General features: G+C 71.7%; 18 protein-coding genes, 2 tRNA genes and 2 pseudogenes. 13 read left to right on the top strand and 9 right to left on the bottom strand.

Going from position 1 to position 20,490, the window contains the following annotated elements:
* Window positions 1-13 precede the first annotated feature (13 nt).
* From AB0N63_RS03690 to AB0N63_RS03680, 3 genes and pseudogenes are all read left to right on the top strand, one after another.
* Window positions 14-748: a DUF3566 domain-containing protein gene (locus tag AB0N63_RS03690; protein WP_365523563.1), complete on the top strand. Its 735-nt coding sequence runs from the start codon at window positions 14-16 to the stop codon at window positions 746-748.
* Window positions 749-896: 148 nt separating this feature from the next.
* Window positions 897-970 (top strand) — tRNA-Ile (locus tag AB0N63_RS03685).
* 110 nt (window positions 971-1,080) lie between these two features.
* A pseudogene (locus AB0N63_RS03680) lies at window positions 1,081-1,452 on the top strand (nuclear transport factor 2 family protein); the annotation flags it as partial.
* A 252-nt stretch (window positions 1,453-1,704) separates the two neighbouring features.
* On the opposite strand, the gene AB0N63_RS03675 reads toward AB0N63_RS03680, so the two are convergent.
* Window positions 1,705-2,070, bottom strand: coding sequence for a DUF6344 domain-containing protein (locus AB0N63_RS03675; RefSeq protein ID WP_365523561.1), 366 nt, complete (start codon window positions 2,068-2,070; stop codon window positions 1,705-1,707).
* A 326-nt stretch (window positions 2,071-2,396) separates the two neighbouring features.
* Here AB0N63_RS03675 and AB0N63_RS03670 point away from each other — a divergent pair, with 326 nt between their 5' ends.
* Both AB0N63_RS03670 and AB0N63_RS03665 read left to right on the top strand, forming a co-directional pair.
* Window positions 2,397-2,525 carry a DLW-39 family protein gene (locus AB0N63_RS03670; RefSeq protein WP_003999697.1) on the top strand — a complete coding sequence of 43 codons (129 nt, stop codon included), beginning with the start codon at window positions 2,397-2,399 and terminating at the stop codon, window positions 2,523-2,525.
* 337 nt (window positions 2,526-2,862) lie between these two features.
* Window positions 2,863-4,215: a hypothetical protein gene (locus AB0N63_RS03665; RefSeq protein WP_365523823.1), complete on the top strand. Its 1,353-nt coding sequence runs from the start codon at window positions 2,863-2,865 to the stop codon at window positions 4,213-4,215.
* A 42-nt stretch (window positions 4,216-4,257) separates the two neighbouring features.
* On the opposite strand, the gene AB0N63_RS03660 is transcribed toward AB0N63_RS03665, so the two are convergent.
* Together AB0N63_RS03660 and AB0N63_RS03655 are read right to left on the bottom strand one after the other, a co-directional pair.
* Window positions 4,258-6,054, bottom strand: a complete 1,797-nt coding sequence (locus AB0N63_RS03660; protein WP_365523558.1) for a serine/threonine-protein kinase — start codon at window positions 6,052-6,054, stop codon at window positions 4,258-4,260.
* 77 nt (window positions 6,055-6,131) lie between these two features.
* Window positions 6,132-6,680 carry a DNA-binding protein gene (locus tag AB0N63_RS03655; protein WP_009189601.1) on the bottom strand — a complete coding sequence of 183 codons (549 nt, stop codon included), beginning with the start codon at window positions 6,678-6,680 and terminating at the stop codon, window positions 6,132-6,134.
* A 183-nt stretch (window positions 6,681-6,863) separates the two neighbouring features.
* Here AB0N63_RS03655 and AB0N63_RS03650 point away from each other — a divergent pair.
* Window positions 6,864-6,936 (top strand) — tRNA-Ala (locus AB0N63_RS03650).
* Window positions 6,937-7,039: 103 nt separating this feature from the next.
* Here the strand turns inward: AB0N63_RS03650 and AB0N63_RS03645 are convergent.
* Together AB0N63_RS03645 and AB0N63_RS03640 are read right to left on the bottom strand one after the other, a co-directional pair.
* A complete protein-coding gene (locus AB0N63_RS03645; protein ID WP_365523555.1) occupies window positions 7,040-7,846 on the bottom strand; it encodes an SAM-dependent methyltransferase in 807 nt (268 codons plus the stop codon).
* 190 nt (window positions 7,847-8,036) lie between these two features.
* Window positions 8,037-8,738 carry a DUF5324 family protein gene (locus AB0N63_RS03640; protein WP_365523553.1) on the bottom strand — a complete coding sequence of 234 codons (702 nt, stop codon included), beginning with the start codon at window positions 8,736-8,738 and terminating at the stop codon, window positions 8,037-8,039.
* Window positions 8,739-9,101: 363 nt separating this feature from the next.
* Between AB0N63_RS03640 and AB0N63_RS03635 the strand changes: the two genes are divergently transcribed.
* Window positions 9,102-9,650, top strand: a complete 549-nt coding sequence (locus tag AB0N63_RS03635; protein WP_365523550.1) for a peptidylprolyl isomerase — start codon at window positions 9,102-9,104, stop codon at window positions 9,648-9,650.
* Window positions 9,651-9,797: 147 nt separating this feature from the next.
* Window positions 9,798-10,739, top strand: coding sequence for a rhomboid family intramembrane serine protease (locus AB0N63_RS03630; protein ID WP_365523547.1), 942 nt, complete (start codon window positions 9,798-9,800; stop codon window positions 10,737-10,739).
* Window positions 10,740-11,140: 401 nt separating this feature from the next.
* Here the strand turns inward: AB0N63_RS03630 and crgA are convergent, their stop codons facing one another.
* Window positions 11,141-11,395 (bottom strand): cell division protein CrgA, encoded by a 255-nt coding sequence (gene crgA, locus AB0N63_RS03625; protein ID WP_169438320.1) that lies wholly within the window; start codon window positions 11,393-11,395, stop codon window positions 11,141-11,143.
* A 162-nt stretch (window positions 11,396-11,557) separates the two neighbouring features.
* Between crgA and AB0N63_RS03620 the strand changes: the two genes are divergently transcribed.
* The 5 genes and pseudogenes from AB0N63_RS03620 (at window position 11,558) to AB0N63_RS03600 (ending at window position 15,245) form a co-directional block, all read left to right on the top strand.
* Window positions 11,558-12,355 (top strand): DUF881 domain-containing protein, encoded by a 798-nt coding sequence (locus AB0N63_RS03620; RefSeq protein ID WP_365523544.1) that lies wholly within the window; start codon window positions 11,558-11,560, stop codon window positions 12,353-12,355.
* 59 nt (window positions 12,356-12,414) lie between these two features.
* Window positions 12,415-12,613 (top strand): annotated as a pseudogene (locus AB0N63_RS03615) (hypothetical protein).
* Window positions 12,610-13,248 carry an aminodeoxychorismate/anthranilate synthase component II gene (locus AB0N63_RS03610; RefSeq protein ID WP_365523542.1) on the top strand — a complete coding sequence of 213 codons (639 nt, stop codon included), beginning with the start codon at window positions 12,610-12,612 and terminating at the stop codon, window positions 13,246-13,248. The pseudogene AB0N63_RS03615 and the gene AB0N63_RS03610 overlap by 4 nt, the downstream one beginning before the upstream one ends.
* Window positions 13,245-14,489 carry a class E sortase gene (locus AB0N63_RS03605; RefSeq protein ID WP_365523540.1) on the top strand — a complete coding sequence of 415 codons (1,245 nt, stop codon included), beginning with the start codon at window positions 13,245-13,247 and terminating at the stop codon, window positions 14,487-14,489. Before AB0N63_RS03610 ends, AB0N63_RS03605 begins: the two co-directional genes overlap by 4 nt.
* 15 nt (window positions 14,490-14,504) lie before the next feature.
* Window positions 14,505-15,245, top strand: coding sequence for a class E sortase (locus AB0N63_RS03600; protein WP_365523537.1), 741 nt, complete (start codon window positions 14,505-14,507; stop codon window positions 15,243-15,245).
* A 120-nt stretch (window positions 15,246-15,365) separates the two neighbouring features.
* Here AB0N63_RS03600 and pknB read toward each other — a convergent pair whose 3' ends face one another.
* The 3 genes from pknB to AB0N63_RS03585 form a co-directional block, all read right to left on the bottom strand.
* The gene (pknB, locus tag AB0N63_RS03595; RefSeq protein ID WP_365523534.1) at window positions 15,366-17,393 is read right to left on the bottom strand and encodes a Stk1 family PASTA domain-containing Ser/Thr kinase; all 2,028 of its coding nucleotides are present in this window, start codon (window positions 17,391-17,393) and stop codon (window positions 15,366-15,368) included.
* 171 nt (window positions 17,394-17,564) lie between these two features.
* Window positions 17,565-19,049: a penicillin-binding transpeptidase domain-containing protein gene (locus AB0N63_RS03590; protein WP_365523531.1), complete on the bottom strand. Its 1,485-nt coding sequence runs from the start codon at window positions 19,047-19,049 to the stop codon at window positions 17,565-17,567.
* Complete coding sequence (locus AB0N63_RS03585) at window positions 19,046-20,485, bottom strand: FtsW/RodA/SpoVE family cell cycle protein (RefSeq protein WP_365523529.1); 1,440 nt, start codon at window positions 20,483-20,485, stop codon at window positions 19,046-19,048. The genes AB0N63_RS03590 and AB0N63_RS03585 overlap by 4 nt, the downstream gene beginning before the upstream one ends.
* Window positions 20,486-20,490: the final 5 nt, after the last annotated feature.

The raw sequence follows: 20,490 nt of genomic DNA, 5'->3' as shown, positions 1-20,490 counted from the left end.
GGAGAGAGTCATCGTGAGCGGAGCCACGGGCGCCGGATCGACCGGTACCTCCACGGGTACGGAAACGGACGGCGGCCGTGGCTCCGCCGCGCGTGCGACCGACCCGCACACGACCAACCTGAAGCCGATCAAGCCGTCGGCGGCAGAGCAGCACTCGCCCGACTCTCACGGACCCCAGGGGGGAACGGTGACGGACACCCGAGGCCGCCAGACCCAGCCAGGCGCCGGCCGGCCCGGCTCGCCGCTGCCCGGCGAACGGCAGCCGCAGCAGTCGTCGGAGCCCTACCACCCGCCGCAGGCCTACCCGGCCGCCGGCGGGCCCGCGGAGCGCGCGGGCACCGTGCGCCGCCCGCGCACCGGCGCCCGGACGACGCCGCGCACCCGCAAGGCCCGCCTGCGGGTGGCCAAGGCCGACCCGTGGTCGGTGATGAAGGTCAGCTTCCTGCTCTCCATCGCGCTCGGCATCTGCACGGTCGTCGCGTCCGCGGTGCTGTGGATGGTCATGAACGCGATGGGCGTGTTCTCGACGGTCGGCGGGACGATCTCGGAGGCGACCGGGTCCAACGACTCGAACGGCTTCGATCTCCAGTCCTTCCTGTCCCTGCCGCACGTCCTGATGTTCGCGGTGATCATCTCGGTCATCGACGTGATCCTGGCGACGGCGCTGGCGACGCTCGGCGCGTTCATCTACAACCTGTCGGCGGGCTTCGTCGGCGGCATCGAGCTGACGCTGGCCGAGGACGAGTGAGGCTGCCGGGCGGGCGGCCGCCCGCCCGGCGCTTTTGACCAGGGCCGACGACCCCGCGACGCCCCCCGGACAACCGATTTTGGGACTGCCGCCCTCGTGCGCTAATCTTCAGGAGTCAGCGCGCGGGACACACACCGCAGAGCGCGGCGGGGCTATAGCTCAGTTGGTTAGAGCGCATCCCTGATAAGGATGAGGCCACAGGTTCAAATCCTGTTAGCCCCACAGCATCGAGACCCCCGGTCGACACCGACCGGGGGTCTTCGGCGTTCATGGTGCGCGCGTGGTCGTGATCCGCTCGACCTCACGTTCGCCTGAGGCAAGAGGCTCTGATCATGACCACGCGAACGGATCACGCAGAGATCACCACGCTTGTCGACCGGTTCTTCAAGGCCCTGGACGACCATGAGTCCACCGCGGACCGCTGGCGCGGCCTCTTCACGGACGACGTGCGGATGGAGACGCCCTCGGGCACGTCCCAGGGGGCCGACGCCGTCCGCGCCACCGGGGAGGCGCTGGAGCGCTACGAGCGCACTTCGCACATCGCCGGCGGCGTCCTCGTCGATGCGGACGCGGGGGCGGGGGGCCACCGTGTCGTGGAACGCCCTGATGACCCATGTCCATCGTGCCGCCACGCTCCAGGAGCGCGGTGGCGACGCCGACCTCTGTTCGCCGTGGTCGGTCGCTTCGAGGCCGCCGTCCGCCGCACCCCCGACGGCCGGCGCTTCGGCCGCGTCGTGGTCCGGCCGGTCCGGACGAGGGGCGGCCGCCCGTCGGCGCCGACGTCCACCAGGGGTCCCTCAGGAGTTGAGTGGCAGGGGGAACGACAGAAGAGCCCCGGTCGGCGCCGACCGGGGCTCTTCTGGGCTCTTCTGGGTTTTCGGTGGTGTGCTGTACGCAGTCCGCCGTTGTCTCATGAGGTTCGGGTGATGGCTCCGGCGATGGCCGGGCCGGTTCTGTCAGCGTTGCAGCGGGATCGTGGGCCGGGCCGGTGGTTCGGCGGCGGAGTGTTCGGTCTCGGTGGTGAGCGACGCCGTCTCGGCCTCCGGGCGGTGCCGGCAGCTGGGGGACTTTCCGTGGGCCTCGGCCCGGATCCGCTGTTTCATCGTGGGGGGCAGTGACCGGGCGTGCCGGGCTTGGCTTCTGGACCAGGTGGATGCCGTCGTCTGCGCCGGGAGCCGGGTGGAGCTGTTGGGCGCCGTCCCGGTCTTGGGGGCGGCGGAGGCCGCACCGGCGGTCGTGGTGATGAGTCCGAGCGCCGTGCAGAGCGCGAGGAAGGCGGTGACGATGGCTGTCCACAACTTCATGATCTTGTGCTGGTCCATGGCCCCTCACTTTCGGGTTGGGCGATTTGCGTACTTTGCTCATGATGTGTATGTGGGCCGCGAAGTGGTGGACCGACGCCCGTGGCGCCGCGATCTTCGGATGAACACCACTCGGATGGAGGCATGCGGGGCGAAAAGGTGCGCAGACGGGAGGAGGGCGGGCAAAGTCGCGGTCCGTGAAGGGGTGATCACCCTTCGTCCGCCGCGTCCTACCGGCCCCGCGCACCCCGCAGTTGAGAGCCGACGCAGGTCACCGATCGGTATCGGCCGGTGTGTATAGTCGGGCGCCAGAGGTCCCCTACGTCAACGAAAGACGAGGTCGCGCGGTGAAGAAGCTTCTCCTGGTCGCACTGGCCGCCATCGGCGGGCTCCTCGTGTACCGCCAGATCCAGGCGGATCGCGCCGAGCAGGACCTGTGGACGGAGGCGACCGACTCCGTGCCCACGGGTTCCTGAAACCACCCGACATCCGGTACTGAACAGACCCCGGCCGCCGCAGCGGTCGGGGTTTTGCGTTGCCCGCGCACTCCGCCGGGCGCCGGGACCCGGTGCCGCGTCCCGTGTTGCGGCGCGGGGACACGCGGGGTAGGGGAGGTCTCGTGGGACGTACGGGTCAAACGCCCGTACGGAATGCGCGGACGGCGCGACGACGCCCGGGGCAGGATGGGCGACGGCGGGGGCGGCGGACACGGGACGCGAGGGGTGGCGCGGGATGGGACGGCCTACGGCTGCACGGCGGGCTCCGGGTCGGACACCGGCATGGGTGGGGGTGCGGACACCGGTACGGGTTGAGGTGGTGGCGCGCGGCCGGCGCGTTCGCCGTCGGGGGAGCGGCGGCGCCGTACGCCCGGGCGCCGTCACCGCCGTCCGCCTGGCCGTCGCCACGGCGGTGCTGGGGCTGCTGGCCGTCGTGGCCGGGCCGCGGGCGGTCGCGGCCGGGCCGCCGGGGGTGTACGGCTTCGACGGCGGTGCCCGGTCCGTCACCGGGGCGGCGACCACCGCGGACGCCCCGCTGCTCGACGCCGGCCGCACCTATCGCAGCGCGCTGCCGCACCACGGCAAGCTCTACTACCGCCTCCGGCTCGACGCCGACTCCACCGCCTACGTCTCCGCCACCGCCGTCCCCGCCGCCGGGAGCACCGTCTCGGCCGAGGACGGCGTCAGGGTGTCGGTGCAGGACGCCCACGGCGGTCCGTGCTCCTACCAGGCCACCCGCTTCGGCACGGGCCGCAGCCCGCATCCCGTCGCCGCCTGGGGTGCCCGCGACGCGGCCCCGGACCGCACGCTGTGCCGGGGCGCGGGCACGTACTACGTCCTCGTCGAGCGCATCGACACGGACGGCTCCTCGCCGGACGCCTGGCCCCTGGAACTGGCCACCGCGACCGAACCGGCCCTGGACCGGCCCGGCCCGACGACGGCCCCGCAGACCCGGGACCCGGCCACGCCCGAGCCGGTCGGCGGCCGGGCGGCGGACCGGGCCGGCGGCACCGGCTTCGCCACGGCGACCGCGCTCGGGCACGGCGTGTGGCGGGCCCCGGTCCGGCCCGGGCAGACCCTCTTCTACCGGGTGCCGGTCGACTGGGGACAGCAGCTGAGCGCCGTGGCCGAACTGTCCGGCGCGGGCGGCAGCGGCTACGTCGATGGTGCGCTGACCCTGTCGCTCTACAATCCCGTGCGCGGCTACGTGGAGGACGCGTACGCCGGGTACAGCGGGCAGCGGGCGGCCGCCGCGCTCGCGCCCCTGCCGCCCGTCGCCTACGCCAACCGATACGGCTTCGCCGACCCGGCGAAGGCCATGCGGTTCGCCGGGTCCTACTACCTCGTCGTCCACCTCGCCGACCAGACGGCGGACCGCTTCGGCACGGGCCCCTACGACCTGACGCTGCGGGTGCGGCTCGGCGGTACGGCACGGCCGGGGCCGGGATACGCCGGCCCGTCGGAGCCGCGGAACCGCTTCGAGGTGACACAGGCCGACCGGATCGCGGTGGCGCGGGCCGGGCCGCGGGGCGGCGCGGCGGACGGTTCGGCGGGCGGTTCCGGTGCGCTGCGGGCGGTCGCCGTGGGCGGGATCGGCACGGGGACCGCGCTGCTGGCCGCCCTCGGGGTGTGGACGCTGGTCGCCCGGCGGCGGGCGGTCGCCCGGTAGCTCGTCCGGCGCGGCTCGGGGGCTCCGGGACCCCGGCGGGGCTCAGAGGCGGCTGAGGGCCCAGAAACCGACGGCGTAGCAGGCCAGTGCCAGGAGCAGCAGCGGGACCACCGCTTTCGCGGGCGGGCCCGGGCGGCGGGGGCGTACGGCGCGGTGCCGGGATGCCGCCCGGGCGGGGGCGGGCGGACGCGCGGCGGGCGGACGCGGGTCCTCGGCCGTGTAGGAGGCGGTGGAGGGGTCGGCCTGCGGGCGCGGTGCGGTGGGACGCAGCGCGTGTGTCGGGTCGTGGGCCCGGCCGGTGGTCGCCTGCGCCGCGGGGCCGGGGGGAGCGCCGGTGGCGGGGGTGGCGGTGGGCGCCTGCACGGGTGGGGCGGCGGTACGCGGGGCCGCCGGTGGGTGGGATGCCCGGGGGAAGGCCGCTCGTGGCGGCGGCAGATGGAAGCTGCCGGTGTCGGACGGGTCCGGGGAGGCCGGCAGGCCGCGCGAGCGGGCCGAGTCGGGTGAGTCGGGCTGGGCCGGGGTGCGGGGCGGTCCGGGGGGACGGCCCGTGTGGTGTGCGAGCGACTCCGTCGAGCCGGTGTCCCGCTGGTAGCCGTGACGCGGGTCGGCGCCCTCCGAGCCGTCGGCCCGGCCGAGGAACCCGGTCGCGCCGCGCGTACCCGTTCCCGCGCCCGTACCGCCTGGTGTCCCGGCACCGCCGTACGACGCGTCCGTGCCGCCGTACGCGCCCGGACCGCGGGGCGTCCCGGTCGCCGCGGGCGGTAACGCCGCGCCCGCGCCGCTGGTCGCCGAGTCGGCTCGGGGAGCGCCCCTGGTGGCTCCGCCGGTGTCATCCCCGACGCCGTCACCGCCCCCGGTGGCCCCGGCTTCCCCAGTGTCCTCCCGGGTCCCCGTGGCCTCAGCGCCCCCGTCGCCCCGAGGCCCCCGGCCGCTCCCCACCGTCACCCCCGGGCTCCGCCGCAGCGGTCCATCCGGGCCGAACCCGGGGGGCAGGGGGCCGAGTTGGTCGAAGATCTCGATCAGCTCGTCGTCGGGACCGGGCTCGGGCAGGAGTTCGACGGCTGCCGCGAGGGCCTTGCGCGCCCCCGTGGCGGTCCGGAACCGGGCGTCGGGGTCCGGCTGGAGCAGTGTGGCCGCCACCTGCCACAGCGGCTCGGGAACTCCTTTGGCGGCGCCCGGTGTTCCGTGCTCCGAGAAGTGCGCCACGAGCGCCTTGGCGTCCGGCTTGGCGCCCTGGAGGAGATAGAGGGCGACCAGCCCGGTGGCGAACAGGTCGGCGGGGAAGTCGGGTTCGGCGCCCGCCAGCTGCTCGGGTGCGAGGTAACCGGGCGTCCCGACCACGAGGTTGGTCTCGGTCAGCCGGGGTTCGCCCAGCCGCATCGCGATGCCGAAGTCGGACAGCCGCAACCTGGGGCGACCGGTCCCGGTGGCCTCCAGCAGGACGTTGGCCGGCTTGATGTCGCGGTGCACCACCCCCTCGGCGTGTACCGCGGCGAGTCCCGACAGCAACTGGTCGAGGAGGGTGCAGACGAGCGCCGGGGGCAGCGGGCCGTAGTCCCCGACCAGGTGGACCAGCGAGCCGCCGGCCACGAGGTCCATGGTGAACAGGACCTTGTCGTCGTCGGCGGCCCAGCTGGCCGGGGCGAGCACATGGGGGTGGTCGATCCGCAGCGCCTGTTCGCGAACGAAGCGCAGCAGGGAGTGGGCGTCGCGCTGCTGGAGGACCTTGGCGGCCACGTAACGGCGGCGCCGGTGGTCCCAGGCGCGCCAGACCGCGCCGACCCCACCGCGTCCGATCGGGTCGGCCAGCTCGTACCGGCCGGCGAAGACCTCACCCATGGCTGTGCGTCGCTCCTCCCCCTGCGGTCTTCCCCCTTGCCTCCCCCGCGGCGCGCGCCGCGACCCCTCGCCGGGGGTCAGTTCTGGTGGTGCTGGTAGTGCGCGACGGCGTCGGAGGTGCGGCCGGCGCCGTACACCCGCAGGAACTCGGCCAGTTCGGGGTGGCTCGGGGCGAGACTGTCCGCCGCCTCGATGATGTCGCCGGCGGCGGCCACCGAGCGGAGCAGGGACTGGATCTCGCGGACCACGCGCTTGACCGTGGGAGCGCCCGAACTGCTCGTGGTCTGCGTGGTGTTGCTGAGGACCGAGCCGCCCTGCGAGCGCTTGATCTCGTCCATGCGCTCGGTCGCCTCGGCCGCGCTGACGCTGCCGTCGGCCACCTGCCCGGCCAGCTCCTGGAGCAGCTGGACCCGCTGGACGACCGCCGGGTTGCCGATCTTCGCGCGCTGGCCGCTCATGAGCTGCGACAACATCGGGGCGGACAGGCCCAGGACCCCCGCCAGCCGGGCCTGGTTGAGCCCGAGATCGTCTATGAGCTTACGGAAGAGCGCCCCCAACGGCTCCCCGTACCAGTTCCGCTGCAGTTCCCGCGCCCTGGCGGTGGCTTCCTGCTGTGCGGCGTCCATTGCGTCTCCCCATCGCTTCCCCAAGTACGGCGGTTCGCTGTAGCGAACCACGCGGAGCATCTTACGGAGCGTGGTCGGTCGCGGGGACCCCCAATCTTTTTGCGAGATCCGGGGGGTGACCCGGTACTCTGGTCTGCGGCACCCGACCGGCGGACGGTTTCTCCGGCCGGATGCTCCTCTTACGGGGCCTTAGCTCAGTTGGTAGAGCGCTGTCTTTGCATGGCAGATGTCAGGGGTTCGACTCCCCTAGGCTCCACAAGCGCTGATGCGCAGGTCAGAGGCCTCCCGCCCCATCCGGCGGGGGGCCTCTCCGCGTGTCCGGGGCCCACCGGATTCCACATCCTCGGGGGCGCCCCCGGCTACTCCTTGATCCCCACGGCGCAGACCGCGTACCCCTCTTCCGGGGCCGTCGCGGTGGCCGGCTGGTCGGGGCGCCAGTGGCCCGTCTTGACGAGGCCGGGTTCCAGGAGACGCAGGCCGTCCAGGAAGGACTCGATCTGCTTCGCCGGGCGCAGGTGGTAGGAGTTGGCCGACTGGCCGTTGTAGGCGGCGATCGCGGTCTTCAGGGGTTCGCTGGTGTCGGTGCCGTCGCTGAGGGCTACATAGCTGCCGCGGGGCAGGGCGGCGATCAGGTCGCGCACCACGCGCGCGGGGTCCTCGTCGTCGGAGAGCTGGCCGATGATGCCGAGCAGGACGAGGCCGACCGGCCGGGTGAAGTCCAGGGTGGCGGCGGCCCGCGTCAGGATGCGGTCCGTGTCCCGTACGTCGGCGTCCAGGTAGGCGCACGCGCCCTCGGGCGTCGAGCGCATCAGGACCTCGGCGTGCGCCAGCACGATGGGGTCGTTGTCCACGTAGACGACGCGGCTGTCGGGGGCGATGCGCTGGGCCACCTCGTGGGTGTTGTCGGCGGTGGGCAGGCCGGTGCCGATGTCCAGGAACTGGCGCACGCCCGCCTCCTCGGCCAGGAAGCGGACCGACCGCCGCAGGAAGGCGCGCTGCTGCCGGGCGATCGCGGCGATCTCGGGGAAGGCGCGCAGGATCAGGTCGCCGGTCTCGCTGTCCACCGGGTAGTGGTCCTTGCCGCCGAGCAGGTAGTTCCACACCCGGGCCGAGTGCGGCCGGTCGGTCTGCAGCCGGTCGCGCCAGTCACCACGTGATTCAGTCATGGGCAGAGCATCACACACGGTCGACGCGGTGTCAGAAGCCTGTGGGAAAAGGCCCGTCGGGCGCTGCGGGGGGTGGCGTGAGCTGCGTCGGAGCGGACAGCGGTGAGGCCCGGGAACCCTCGGGTCCCCGGGCCTCACCGTCCGGTGGACGGCCGGTGCGCGGCCGGACCGCGCCGGCACCGCACCTGCGTCAGCCCCGCTCGTCGCGTCCGGCCTCGTCCTCGGCGGCCTTCGCCCGGACCTCCGGGTCCAGCACCGACTCGCCGGTGCCGTCGACCGCGGTCAGCCGGCCGCCGGGCTCGGGCACCTCGGTCGGGGCCGGCGGCTCCACCAGCCAGTCGGGGTTGGCCTGCTTGTCCCACCACTTCCAGGCGGCGAACGCGCCGCCGGCCAGCACGCCCACCACGGCGAACACCTTCACGACCCGGCCGGCCCGGGACCGCCGGCACTGCTTGCGGGCCAGCTTCTGGATCTTGTCCGCCGGGACCTGGCCCCGCAGCGCGACCAGCGCGGCGGCGCCGCGCGCGGCGGCCTCGTCGGCGACCGGACCTGCCGCGGCCCTGGCCTGCTCGATCCGCGGCCTGGAGTACTCGGCGGCCTGGCGGGCGGCCCGGCGTGTCAGCTCGGCGGCCTCCTGGGCGGCCTGGTCGACCTTGGGCGGGACGTAGGCGCGGGCCTGTCCCAGGCGGGGTGCGACATGGGCGCCGTACTGGACGCGGGCCTGGTCGGCGGCGAGGGACACTTTCGGCGCGAGCCGTACGCGGGCCTCGTGCGCGTACTGCGCGGCCCTCTCCTTGGCCGTGTCGGCGTAGGGCGCCACCACTTCCGCGGCGTGCAGCACGCTGTCCTTCGCCGAGCCGGTCGCGGCGCGCACGCTGTCGATGCGGGTCACGGGTTCCTCCTCCTCGGTGGCGTACGGTAATTCGACTTTCCACCCTTTTACGGATCATGCCTGTCAGCGGGCCCGGAGGCATGTACGTCCGGGCATCCGGGTCACGCGCGGCGACCCGGCGGTGCCGTGTCCGGGGACCCGGGCGTGCTGTGTCGCGGTGCTATAGCGGATGAAAACGGGGCAACGGGAGCTCGTCCTCGACAATGCCACGGATCGCCGCGCCGCGCTCCCGACCCGAGGAGACTCGCCCGCATCCGCGCAACCGATTCCGGCGGATGCGCCACCTGAGGAGGTCCTCGCACGACGCGCGGCGGCCGTCGTGCGAGGATCGGGGGGTTACAGGAGGACAACGGAAGGCAGATCGTGGCTGAGCAGCTCCACGCCACCCTGAAGACCAACCACGGCGACATCGAGGTCCGGCTCCTGCCGAACCACGCCCCCAAGACGGTCCGCAACTTCGTGGAACTCGCGACGGGCGAGCGTGAGTGGGTCCACCCCGCCACCGGCGAGAAGACCACGGCGAAGCTGTACGACGGCACGGTCTTCCACCGGGTGATCAGCGGCTTCATGATCCAGGGCGGCGACCCGCTGGGCAACGGCACCGGCGGCCCCGGCTACCAGTTCGAGGACGAGTTCCACCCGGACCTCGCCTTCAACAAGCCGTACCTGCTGGCGATGGCCAACGCGGGCCCGGGCACCAACGGCTCGCAGTTCTTCATCACCGTCGCCCCGACGGCGTGGCTGACCCGCAAGCACACCATCTTCGGCGAGGTCGCCGACGCGGCCAGCCAGAAGGTCGTGGACGCCATCGCGGCCACCCAGACCAACCCGCGCACCGACCGCCCGGTCCAGGACGTCGTCATCGAGTCGGTCGTCGTCAAGGGCGACCTGCCCGAGGTCAAGAAGGCCTGAGCAGCGCCGTGCCGGGCCCCCCGCGGGCACGGCACGAGGGAACCAAACGCCCCGCTCGTCCGTAAGGATGAGCGGGGCGGTGCGTTGCCGCGGCACGCGGCGTGGACCTCGCACCGCCGACGACGCAGACCGACCCGAGGGGACCCGATGGACCAGGCACCAGGCAGCCCGCAGGGCCCGGCGGACCACGGCCCGGCCGGCCGCGGCCCGGCGGACCCGGCGCCGCACGGCGGCCAGTCCCTGCCCACCTGCTACCGCCACCCGGACCGCGAGACCGGCATCCGCTGCACCCGCTGCGAGCGGCCGATCTGCCCCGAGTGCATGGTCGACGCCTCCGTCGGCTTCCAGTGCCCGCAGTGCGCGCGCAGCGGCCGGGGCACGGGCGCCCCGCCCGCGGCCGCCCGGCCGCGCACGCTCGCCGGCGGTTCCGTGGCGGCCGACCCGCGGCTGGTCACCAAGGTGCTGATCGGCCTCAACCTGGCCTTCTTCCTGGTCCAACTGTCGGTGGGGGACGCCTTCACCGACCGGCTCGATCTCCTCGGCCAGGCCTACGTTCCGCAGTTCAACTCGGTGGAGGGCGTCGCGCAGGGCCAGTGGTACCGGCTGCTGACGGCGATGTTCCTGCACGCCAACTACTTCCACATCCTGTTCAACATGCTCAGCCTGTGGTGGATCGGCGGCCCGCTGGAGGCGGCGCTCGGCCGCGCCCGCTATCTGGCGCTCTACTTCGTCTCCGGGCTGGCCGGCAGCGCCCTCACCTATCTGCTCGCCGCCCCGAACCAGCCCTCGCTCGGTGCGTCCGGCGCGATCTTCGGCCTGTTCGGGGCGACCGCCGTCCTGATGCGCCGGCTCCGCTACGACATGCGGCCCGTCATCGCCCTGCTGGTGATCAACCTGATCATCACCTTCGGCTGGGGCAGCATCGCCTGGCAGGCCCATGTCGGCGGCCTGGTGGCCGGTGTGGTGGTGGGCTACGCGATGGTCCACGCCCCGCGCGAGCGGCGCTCGCTGATCCAGTACGGCACCTGTGCGGTGGTGCTGGCCGCGGTGGTCGTCCTGACCGTGATCAGAACGGGCCAGCTGGGCTGAGGCCGGGCGGGGTCCGGGGGCCCGTGCGGGTCCCGGCCGGGCAACGGCTCGCCGACCGCTCGGTGCACACTCTTGTCCACAGTGTGTGCCGGATCTTGTGCACAGTGTGCGGGAACAGCTGCGCCCCCTGTCGATGACCTTGGTTTACGCAGGTCAGACAGGGGGCGAACAGGGTGCCGAATGGCGGTGCGACAGTCGTACCGGCGTCAATGGCGGACTGGTTATCCACAGATCGTCGGAGTTTTCCCCAGGCTGCGTGTGGAAATTCGAGCAACCTGTGGATAACTCAGCGAACAGCCGTGGGCAGAGCTGCCGTCACGGTGCGCCGGACAGACCCGCTCCACCACCGGTGACCTGCTGCTTCGCCGGTCCGGAGCCGCCGGTTCCGTACCTGCGGACCGCTACTTCCACTGGGTGGAGACGGCGAATCCGGCAGCGATGAAACCGAAACCGACCACGATGTTCCAGTTGTTCAGCGAGTCGATGGGCAGCGTGCCGTCGGTCACGTAGAAGACGACGATCCACGCCAGGCCGATGACGAACATCGCCAGCATGACCGGCGCCACCCAGCCGCGGTTCTCCAGCTTGATGACCGCCGCCTGCTTCGCCGGCGGCGGCGTGTAGTCGGCCTTCTTGCGGATACGTGACTTCGGCACGAGGGTCTCTCCTGTCGATGCGCTGCGTGGCCGCGCAGGGAACTGGACTGGCTCCGGGGCAGCGTACAAGGGGACTACGAGGGGACTACAGGGGGAAACGGGCACTCCCCCGGGCGTCCGTTAGCGTAGTGCTTCCGCGGCGCCTAAGGAGATAAGGGTACGTTGAGCAATTCCGCCGACTCCCCCGGGACGGACACCGGTACCGGTACGGGCACCGGCCCGGCCCCCGCGCGCCGCTTCCCGCCCGTGCGGATCCTCACCGTGGCCGTCTTCGCGCTGGCCGGGCTGATCTTCTTCACCAGCTTCGACACGGCCAAGGGCACCAACATCCGCACGGACACCTCCCTGCTGAAGCTGTCCGACCTGATCCAGGAGCGCAGCCGCAAGAACAAGGAACTGGACGAGTCCAACGCGGCCCTGCGCGACGACGTCGAGGCCCTGGCCGAGAGCGACGACGGCAGCACCGGCGCACAGGACCGCAGGCTGACCGGCCTGGAGAAGGCGGCGGGCACCCAGCCGCTCAAGGGCGAGGCCGTCACCGTCACGCTCAACGACGCCCCGCCCGACGCCACCGCCAAGCTGCCCGGCTACCCCGAGCCGCAGCCCGACTACCTCGTCATCCACCAGCAGGACCTCCAGGCCGTGGTCAACGCGCTGTGGAACGGCGGCGCCCAGGGCATCAAGGTCATGGACCAGCGGCTGATCTCCACCAGCGCCGTGCGCTGCGTGGGCAACACCCTGATCCTCCAGGGCCGCGTCTACTCCCCGCCGTACAAGATCACGGCGGTCGGCGACCCGGACCGGCTGAAGAAGGCGCTCGCCGACTCCCCGGCGATCCAGAACTACATGGTGTACGTCAACGTCTACGGCCTCGGCTGGAAGGTCACCGAGGACGGCGCCGTCACCCTTCCCGGTTACTCGGGCACCGTCGACCTGCACTACGCCCAGCCCGTGGGGTAGCCGTTGTCCACAGGCCGGGAAACAGTCGACCCCGCGCCGCTAGTCTGGTCCGGCACGGCGTGAATCCGGTGCCGTGGCAAGACGGGAAGGGACGGCATGTACGGCTGGATCTGGCGGCATCTGCCGGGTAACGCGGGGGCGAAGGCGCTGGTCTCACTGGTGCTGGTCCTGGCCGTGGTCTACGTCCTGTTCCAGTACGTCTTCCCGTGGGCCGAGCCGCTGCTTCCCTTCAACGATGTGACGGTGGACAACCAGTGAGTGCGCGGATTCTCGTCGTCGACAACTACGACAGCTTCGTCTTCAACCTGGTCCAGTACCTGTACCAGCTCGGCGCCGAGTGCGAGGTGCTGCGCAACGACGAGGTGTCGACGGCGCACGCCCAGGACGGCTTCGACGGCGTGCTGCTCTCGCCCGGGCCCGGCACGCCCGAGCAGGCCGGCGTGTGCGTCGACATGGTCCGGCACTGCGCGGCCACCGGCGTCCCGGTCTTCGGAGTCTGCCTCGGCATGCAGTCGATGCAGGTGGCCTACGGCGGCGTGGTGGACCGCGCGCCCGAGCTGCTGCACGGCAAGACCTCGCCGGTCGAGCACGAGGGCAAGGGCGTCTTCGCCGGACTGCCCTCCCCCTTCACGGCGACCCGCTACCACTCGCTGGCCGCCGAGCCGGCCACCGTCCCGGCCGAGCTGGAGGTCACGGCCCGCACCCACGACGGCATCATCATGGGCCTGCGCCACCGTGAACTGCCGGTGGAGGGCGTGCAGTTCCACCCCGAGTCGGTGCTGACCGAGCACGGGCACCGGATGCTGGCCAACTGGCTGGCGGAGTGCGGCGACCAGGAGGCCGTGGCGAGGTCGGCGGGGCTCGCCCCGGTGGTGGGCAGGGCCACGGCGTGACCGCGCTGCGCCCCGAGCGCGAGTCCGGCGCCGACCGCTACGGCACGGAGGCGTACGACGCCGCCGGTGAGCCGTACGTCCCGGCGCCGTACGACCCGCGCGGCTCGGCGGCGCCGCACGCCCCGGGTGGCTCGGCGGGACCGTACGACGCACGCGGTTCGGCGGCCCCCTACGGGAGGCACGCGGCCCGGCCGGCCCCCGCCCCCGTTCCACGCCCCGCCCCCGCCCCGGGCCCCATGCCGGGTCCGGCTCCCGCTCCGGGCCCGGCCCCCCGGCGCTCGCCCGGCCGCCCCGCGCCCCCGAGTGCCTCCGTCGCCGACGACGAGACGATGGCGCTGCGGGTCCCGGAGCCGCCGTCAGCGGCCCCAGGGGCCCCGTCCGGCACTCAGGCGGCCGGAGCGCCCGGTGAGGGCCGCGCGGCCCGCAGGAAGGCCGCCAGACGCCGTCACGGCCGCCGTGGCGGCGGGACGGGAGCGGCCGGAGGGATGACAGCGGGCCCGGCGCGGGCGGAGGCCGCCGCCGCGCCGCTGTCCCGGGTGGAGGCCCGTCGGCTGGCACGGGCGAGCCGGCCCGGCCCGGGCGTCCTCGTCAGCCGGTTCCTGGGCGAACTGTTCATCACCCTGGGCGTGGTGATGCTGCTCTTCGTCACCTACCAGCTGTGGTGGACCAACGTCCGCGCCCACGCGCAGGCCGGCAACGAGGCGCACCAGCTCCAGGACGACTGGGCGAGCGGCAAGCGCAACCCGGGGACGTTCGAGCCGGGGCAGGGCTTCGCCATCCTGCACATCCCGAAGCTGGACGTGGTGGTGCCGATCGCGGAGGGCACCAGCAAGACGAAGGTCCTGGACAAGGGCATGGTCGGGCACTACGGCCCGGGCGACCTGAACACGGCGATGCCGGACGCGAGGACGGGCAACTTCGGCCTCGCGGGCCACCGCAACACCCACGGCGAGCCGTTCCGGTACATCAACAGGCTCCGGCCGGGCGACCCGATCGTCGTCGAGACGCAGGACGAGTACTTCGTCTACAAGATGACGAGCATGCTGCCGGTGACGTCGCCGGCCAACACCAGCGTGCTGGACCCGGTCCCCAAGGGGTCGGGCTTCACCGGTCCGGGCCGCTACATCACGCTCACCACGTGCACCCCGGAGTTCACCAGCAAGTACCGGCTGATCGTCTGGGGCAAGATGGTCGAGGAACGGCCGCGCAGCAAGGGCAAGCCGGATGCGCTCGTCAGTTAAAGGGCAGATGCGACAGTGGCAGCGACCACGGACGACACGGCAGTGCACACCGACGACCGCCCGGCGCCACGCCGCCGCCGCGGCCGGCTGGCCCTGGTGGTCAGCGTCCTCGGCGAACTCCTCATCACGGCGGGTCTGGTGCTCGGCCTGTTCGTCGTCTACTCCCTGTGGTGGACGAACGTCATAGCGGACCGCAAGGCCGACCGGCAGGGCGACCGCATCCGCGACCAGTGGGCGCACTCCTCGTCCGGCGGCCCCGGCGCGCTGGACACCAGGGACGGCATCGGCTTCCTGCACGTCCCGGCCATGCGCAACGGCGAGGTCCTGGTGAAGAAGGGCGCCTCCACGGACGTCCTGAACGACGGCGTGGCCGGCTACTACACCGACCCGGTCAAGGCGACGCTGCCGACGACCGGCAAGGACGGCAACTTCTCCCTCGCCGCCCACCGGGACGGGCACGGCGCGAAGTTCCACAACATCGACAAGATCGAGAAGGGCGACCCGATCGTCTTCGAGACGCGGGACAAGTGGTACGTCTACAAGGTCTACGACATCCTCCCGGAGACCTCGAAGTTCAACGTGGACGTCCTCGCCCGGGTCCCGAAGGAGTCGGGCGTCACCAAACCCGGCCACTACATCACCCTGACGACCTGCACCCCGGTCTACACGTCCCGCTACCGGTACGTGGTGTGGGGCGAACTGGTCCGTGTGGACGAGGTCGACGCGAAGCGCACCCCGCCGAAGGAACTGCGGTGAGGCGGAACGAGGGGGCCGCGGCGATCCGGTAGCACTCGCCGCGCCCCGGTACGGCGGAGCCCCGGCGCCCTCTCGATGAGGGCGCCGGGGCTCCGTTCGTCGGCCGGGACGGGCGGGCGGTCAGCCGAAGATGCCGCCGTTGTCGTTGCCCCGGTTGTCGCCACCGCCGTTGTTGCCACCGCCGTTGTTGCCGCCGTTGCCGCCGAAGGTCGTCAGCGTGATCGGCGTGCCGCCGGGGTTGTCGACGGGCTGGTCGGCCCCCGGGTCCTGCTTGATGACCCGCGCGTTGTCGTCCGTGCTGCTGCCCGGGGCGAACTGGATGTTGCCGAACCCGGCCTGGTTCAGGATCTGCCGGGCCTCCGCCACCGTCCTGCCGAAGACGTTCGGCACGGGCGTCTTCTGCTGCTGCTGGAGCTTGCCCACGTGGATGGCCACCTGGGAGTTCTTGTCCGCCGAGGTGCCGGGGCTCGGGACGGTCTCGATGACCTTGCCGTCCTGGTTGGGGTCGGTGGTGGGGACATCGGTGCAGTTGCCGACGAGGTCGTTGTCCTGCATCAGGGACTTGGCCTCGTCGCAGGTCTTGCCCCGCACGTCCGGCACGGTCGCCTTCGCCACCGCCTTGGCCACGGTCAGGGTGACCGTCGAGCCCTTCTCCACCTCCTGGCCGTTGACCGGCTTCTGCTCCAGGACGGTGTTCTCCTGATCGGTCGACTCCTGGTACTGGACCTCGACCTTGAACTGGTAGGGCTCGCCCTCCAGCTTGGACTTGGCGTCGTCCAGGCTCAGCCCGCCCACCCCCGGGACCTGGACCTTCGCGGCGCCGGTCGAGACGACGAGGGTGACCGTGTCGCCCTTCTTGACCTCGGTGCCGGCCTTCGGGTCCTGGTCGCAGACGCTGCCCTTGGGCTGGTCTTCACAGGGCTTGCGGGTGGGCTGCGCCAGCTTCAGACCGACGTTGTCCGCCGAGTTCCGGGCGTCGGCATAGGTCTGGCCGACGAAGTTGGGCGCCTTGAGCGTGTCGTTGTTCACGCCGTGGCCGCTGAAGGCGTACTTGCCGATGAGGATGGCACCGACGAGGACGAGGAGGCCGGCGACGATCAGCATGATCGTCGAGGTGTTCGACTTCTTCTGCCGGCTGCGCCGGTCGGGGCGGTCGTCGTAGCCGTACCCGCCGTCGTCCGCGTTCATCGGCGGCAGCATGGTCGTGGCCGCCCCGGCACCCGGGTCGGAGCGCAGCGCCGTCGTGGGCTGGTCGTCGGGGTAGCCGCCGTAGCCCACCGCGCCGAGGGCGGCGGTGGCCGCGACCGGCTGTCCGTCGAGGCAGGCCTCGATGTCGGCGCGCATCTCGTCGGCCGACTGGTAGCGGTAGTCGGGGTCCTTGACCAGCGCCCGCAGCACGATCGCGTCCATCTCGGGCGTGATCTCGGGGTCGAAGACGCTCGGCGGCTGGGGCTCCTCGCGGACGTGCTGGTAGGCCACCGCGACCGGGGAGTCGCCCACGAACGGCGGACGGACCGTCAGCAGCTCGTAGAGGAGGCAACCCGTCGAATACAGGTCCGAGCGGGCGTCCACCTGCTCGCCCTTCGCCTGCTCCGGCGAGAGGTACTGGGCGGTGCCGATGACCGCGGCCGTCTGCGTCATCGTCATGCCGGAGTCGCCCATGGCGCGGGCGATGCCGAAGTCCATGACCTTGACCTGGCCGTTGCGGGTCAGCATGACGTTGGCCGGCTTGATGTCGCGGTGGACGATGCCGCTGCGATGGGCGTACTCCAGGCCCTGGAGGATGCCGATGGTCATCTCCATGGCCCGCTCGGGCAGCAGCTTGCGGCCGCTGTGCAGCAGCTCGCGCAGCGTGGAGCCGTCGACGTACTCCATCACGATGTACGGGATCGAGACCCCGTCGATGTAGTCCTCGCCCGTGTCGTAGACCGCGACGATCGCGGGATGGTTGAGCGAGGCGGCCGACTGGGCCTCCCGGCGGAACCGGGCCTGGAAGGAAGGGTCACGCGCCAGGTCGGCGCGCAGCGTCTTCACCGCCACCGTGCGGCCCAGGCGGGTGTCGTGCGCGAGGTACACCTCCGCCATGCCACCACGGCCGAGCACGTGGCCCAGCTCGTACCGGCCGCCGAGGCGACGCGGCTCTTCCATAGTTCCCTACCAGCCCTCTCCGTCGGTCCCGGCCGGCGCGGTCGCGCACGGCCGGAGACTGCCGTCCGGGCCTACCGTACCCGGCTCGTTCTGTGTGACCTGGCCAAGCTCGTCACCCGATACAGGACCGGTATCGCAACGTGCACCGATGTGAAGGGGACGTGATGGGGGTCACTTCTTGGAGTTGATGACCGCCTCCATGACGCTCTTCGCGATCGGCGCCGCCAGGCCGCCGCCGGAGATGTCGTCACGGCTGGCGGCGCTGTCCTCGACGACCACGGCGACCGCGACCGGCGCGCTGCCGTCGCTGGTCTTGGCGTAGGAGATGAACCAGGCGTACGGCTTCTCGCTGTTGTTGACGCCGTGCTGCGCGGTGCCGGTCTTGCCGCCCACGGTCACGCCGCCGCCGATCTGCGCGTTCTTGCCGGTGCCGTCCTTGACGACCGTCTCCATCATCGACTGGAGGATCTGGGCGTTCTTCGAGGACAGCGGCCGGCTCATCTCCTCCGGCTGGGTCTGCTCCAGGGTGTCCAGGTTCGGCGAGGTGAGCTTGTCCACCATGTACGGCTTCATCAGCTTGCCGTCGTTGGCGACCGCCGAGACGACCATGGCCATCTGGAGCGGGGTGGCGGCGGTGTTGAACTGGCCGATCGAGGACTGCGCGACCTGCGAGGGCTCCATCTTGTCGGAGAAGACCGAGGCGTTGGAGCGGACCGGGGTGAACTGCTCGCTGTCGAAGCCGAACTTCTTCGCCTCGGCGAGCATCTTGTCGTTGCCGAGGGTGGAGCCGATCTTGCCGAAGACCGTGTTGCAGGACCACCGCAGCGCCTCGCGCATGGTGGCGTTCTTGCAGGGGATGCTGCCCTCGTTGGGCAGCGGGGTCCGGGTGCCCGGCATGATCCACGGGTCCGGCGAGTCGGTGTGCTGGTCGGCAGAGGTGTACAGGCCGTTCTCCAGCGCGGCGGCCGCGGTGACCACCTTGAAGGTGGAGCCCGGCGGGTAGGTCTCGCGCAGCGCCCGGTTCTGCATCGGGTCGTTCGGGTCGTTCTTCTTCTGGATCTTGTTCCAGGCCTTGCCGTCCGCGCTGGAGGCCCCGGCGAACGACGAGGGGTCGTACGACGGGTACGAGGCGAGCGCCAGGATCTTGCCGGTGGACGGCTCCAGAGCCACCACCGCGCCCTTGCCCCGGGACTTCAGGCCGTTGTAGGCGGCCTTCTGCGCGGCCGGGTTGAGGGTGGTGACGACGTTGCCGCCCTGCTTCGGCTTGCCCGTGATCATGTCCAGGGTGTTGCGGAAGAAGAGCCGGTCGTCGTTGCCGGTGAGGATGCCGTCGTCGATGCTCTCCAGCTGGGTGGCGCCGAAGGCCTGCGAGGCGTAGCCGGTGACCGGCGCCCACATGGGGCCGTCCTTGTACGTCCGCTTGTACTTCAGGTCGTTCAGGCCGTTGCTCTTGGTCTCCGTGGAGCCGGTGATCGGCGTGTCGCCCACGATGATGTCGCCGCGCGGCACGGAGTAGCGGGCGATGGTGACGCGGCGGTTCAGCTCGTCGTTCCTCAGACTGTCGGCCTTGGCGTACTGGAGCCAGTTGTCGCGGACGAGCAGCGTGAGGACCAGCAGGCCACAGAAGATCGCGATCCGGCGCAGGGGCTTGTTCACGGGCGGACCACCTGGGTCATCTCGGCGTCGGGGTTGGAGACGGGGGCGGGTGCCGGGCGGCGGGCGGTGTCGCTGATTCTGATCAGAATGCCGATCAGCGCCCAGTTGGCCAGCACCGACGAACCACCGTAGGCCATGAACGGCATGGTCATACCGGTCAGCGGGATGAGACCCATGACACCGCCGGACACCACGAAGACCTGGAGCGCGAAGGCGCCGGACAGACCGACGGCGAGCAGCTTGCCGAACGGGTCGCGGGCGGCCAGCGCGGTGCGCACGCCGCGCTCCACGATCAGGGCGTAGATCAGCAGGATCGCCATGATGCCGGCCAGGCCCAGCTCCTCGCCGAAGGTGGCGAGGATGAAGTCGGAGTTGGCGGCGAACTTGATCAGGTCCGAGTGGCCCTGGCCCCAGCCGCTGCCGAGGGTGCCGCCGGAGCCGAAGGCCCACAGGGCTTCCATGGACTGCTCGGAGTGGCCGACGACGCCCTGCCGGCTGAGCTTCCATTCGTTCAGCGGGTTCAGCCACGCCTCCACACGCTGGTGGACGTGCGGCTCGATGGAACCGACGCCGACCGCGCCGGCCGCGGACATCAGCAGACCGAAGACGATCCAGCTGGTCCGCTCGGTGGCGACGTACAGCATGATCACGAACATGCCGAAGAACAGCAGCGAGGTGCCGAGGTCGGTCTCGAAGACCAGGATGAGGATCGAGATGACCCAGACGACCAGGATCGGTCCGAGGTCGCGGCCGCGCGGCAGGTAGAGGCCCATGAAGCGGCGGCTGGCCAGGGCGAGCGCGTCCCGCTTCACCATCAGGTAGCCGGCGAAGAACACGGCCAGGGCGATCTTCGCGAACTCGCCGGGCTGCAGCGAGCCGAGGCCCGGGATGTTGATCCAGATCTTCGCGCCGTAGATGTTGGCCCCGAGGCCCGGGACCAGCGGCAGGATCAGCAGCACCAGCGCGGTGAACATGGAGATGTACGTGTAGCGCTGCAGGACGCGGTGGTCCTTGAGGAAGACCAGCACCACCGCGAACAGCGCGATGCCCAGCGCCGTGTAGAGCAGCTGGCGGGGCGCGGCCGTGAAGAAGTTGGGCAGCGACTGGAGCAGCTTCGACTGGTCGAGCCGCCAGATGCACACCAGACCGAGCCCGTTGAGCAGCGTGGCAAGCGGCAGCAGCAGCGGATCGGCGTACGGGGCGAACTTACGGACCACGAGATGGGCGACGCCGGCCAGCAGACCGAGCCCGAGGCCGTAGCTCAAGAGGCCCGAGGGCACCGAGCCGTCGATGGCCAGACCCACGTTGGCGTAGGCGAACACCGGGATGGCGACGGCGAAGACCAGCAGTGCCAGCTCGGTGTTGCGGCGGCTCGGCGCCCCGATGGCGCCGATCGTGGACGTGTGGTGCGTCGACGGGTTGGAAGTACTGCTCATCGTGT

Source organism: Streptomyces sp. NPDC093260 (genome assembly GCF_040683715.1).
GTDB classification, from domain to species: domain Bacteria; phylum Actinomycetota; class Actinomycetes; order Streptomycetales; family Streptomycetaceae; genus Streptomyces; species Streptomyces sennicomposti.
The sequence above is the reverse complement of the archived record's forward strand: the minus strand, read 5'-3'. Positions and strand labels throughout refer to the sequence as shown.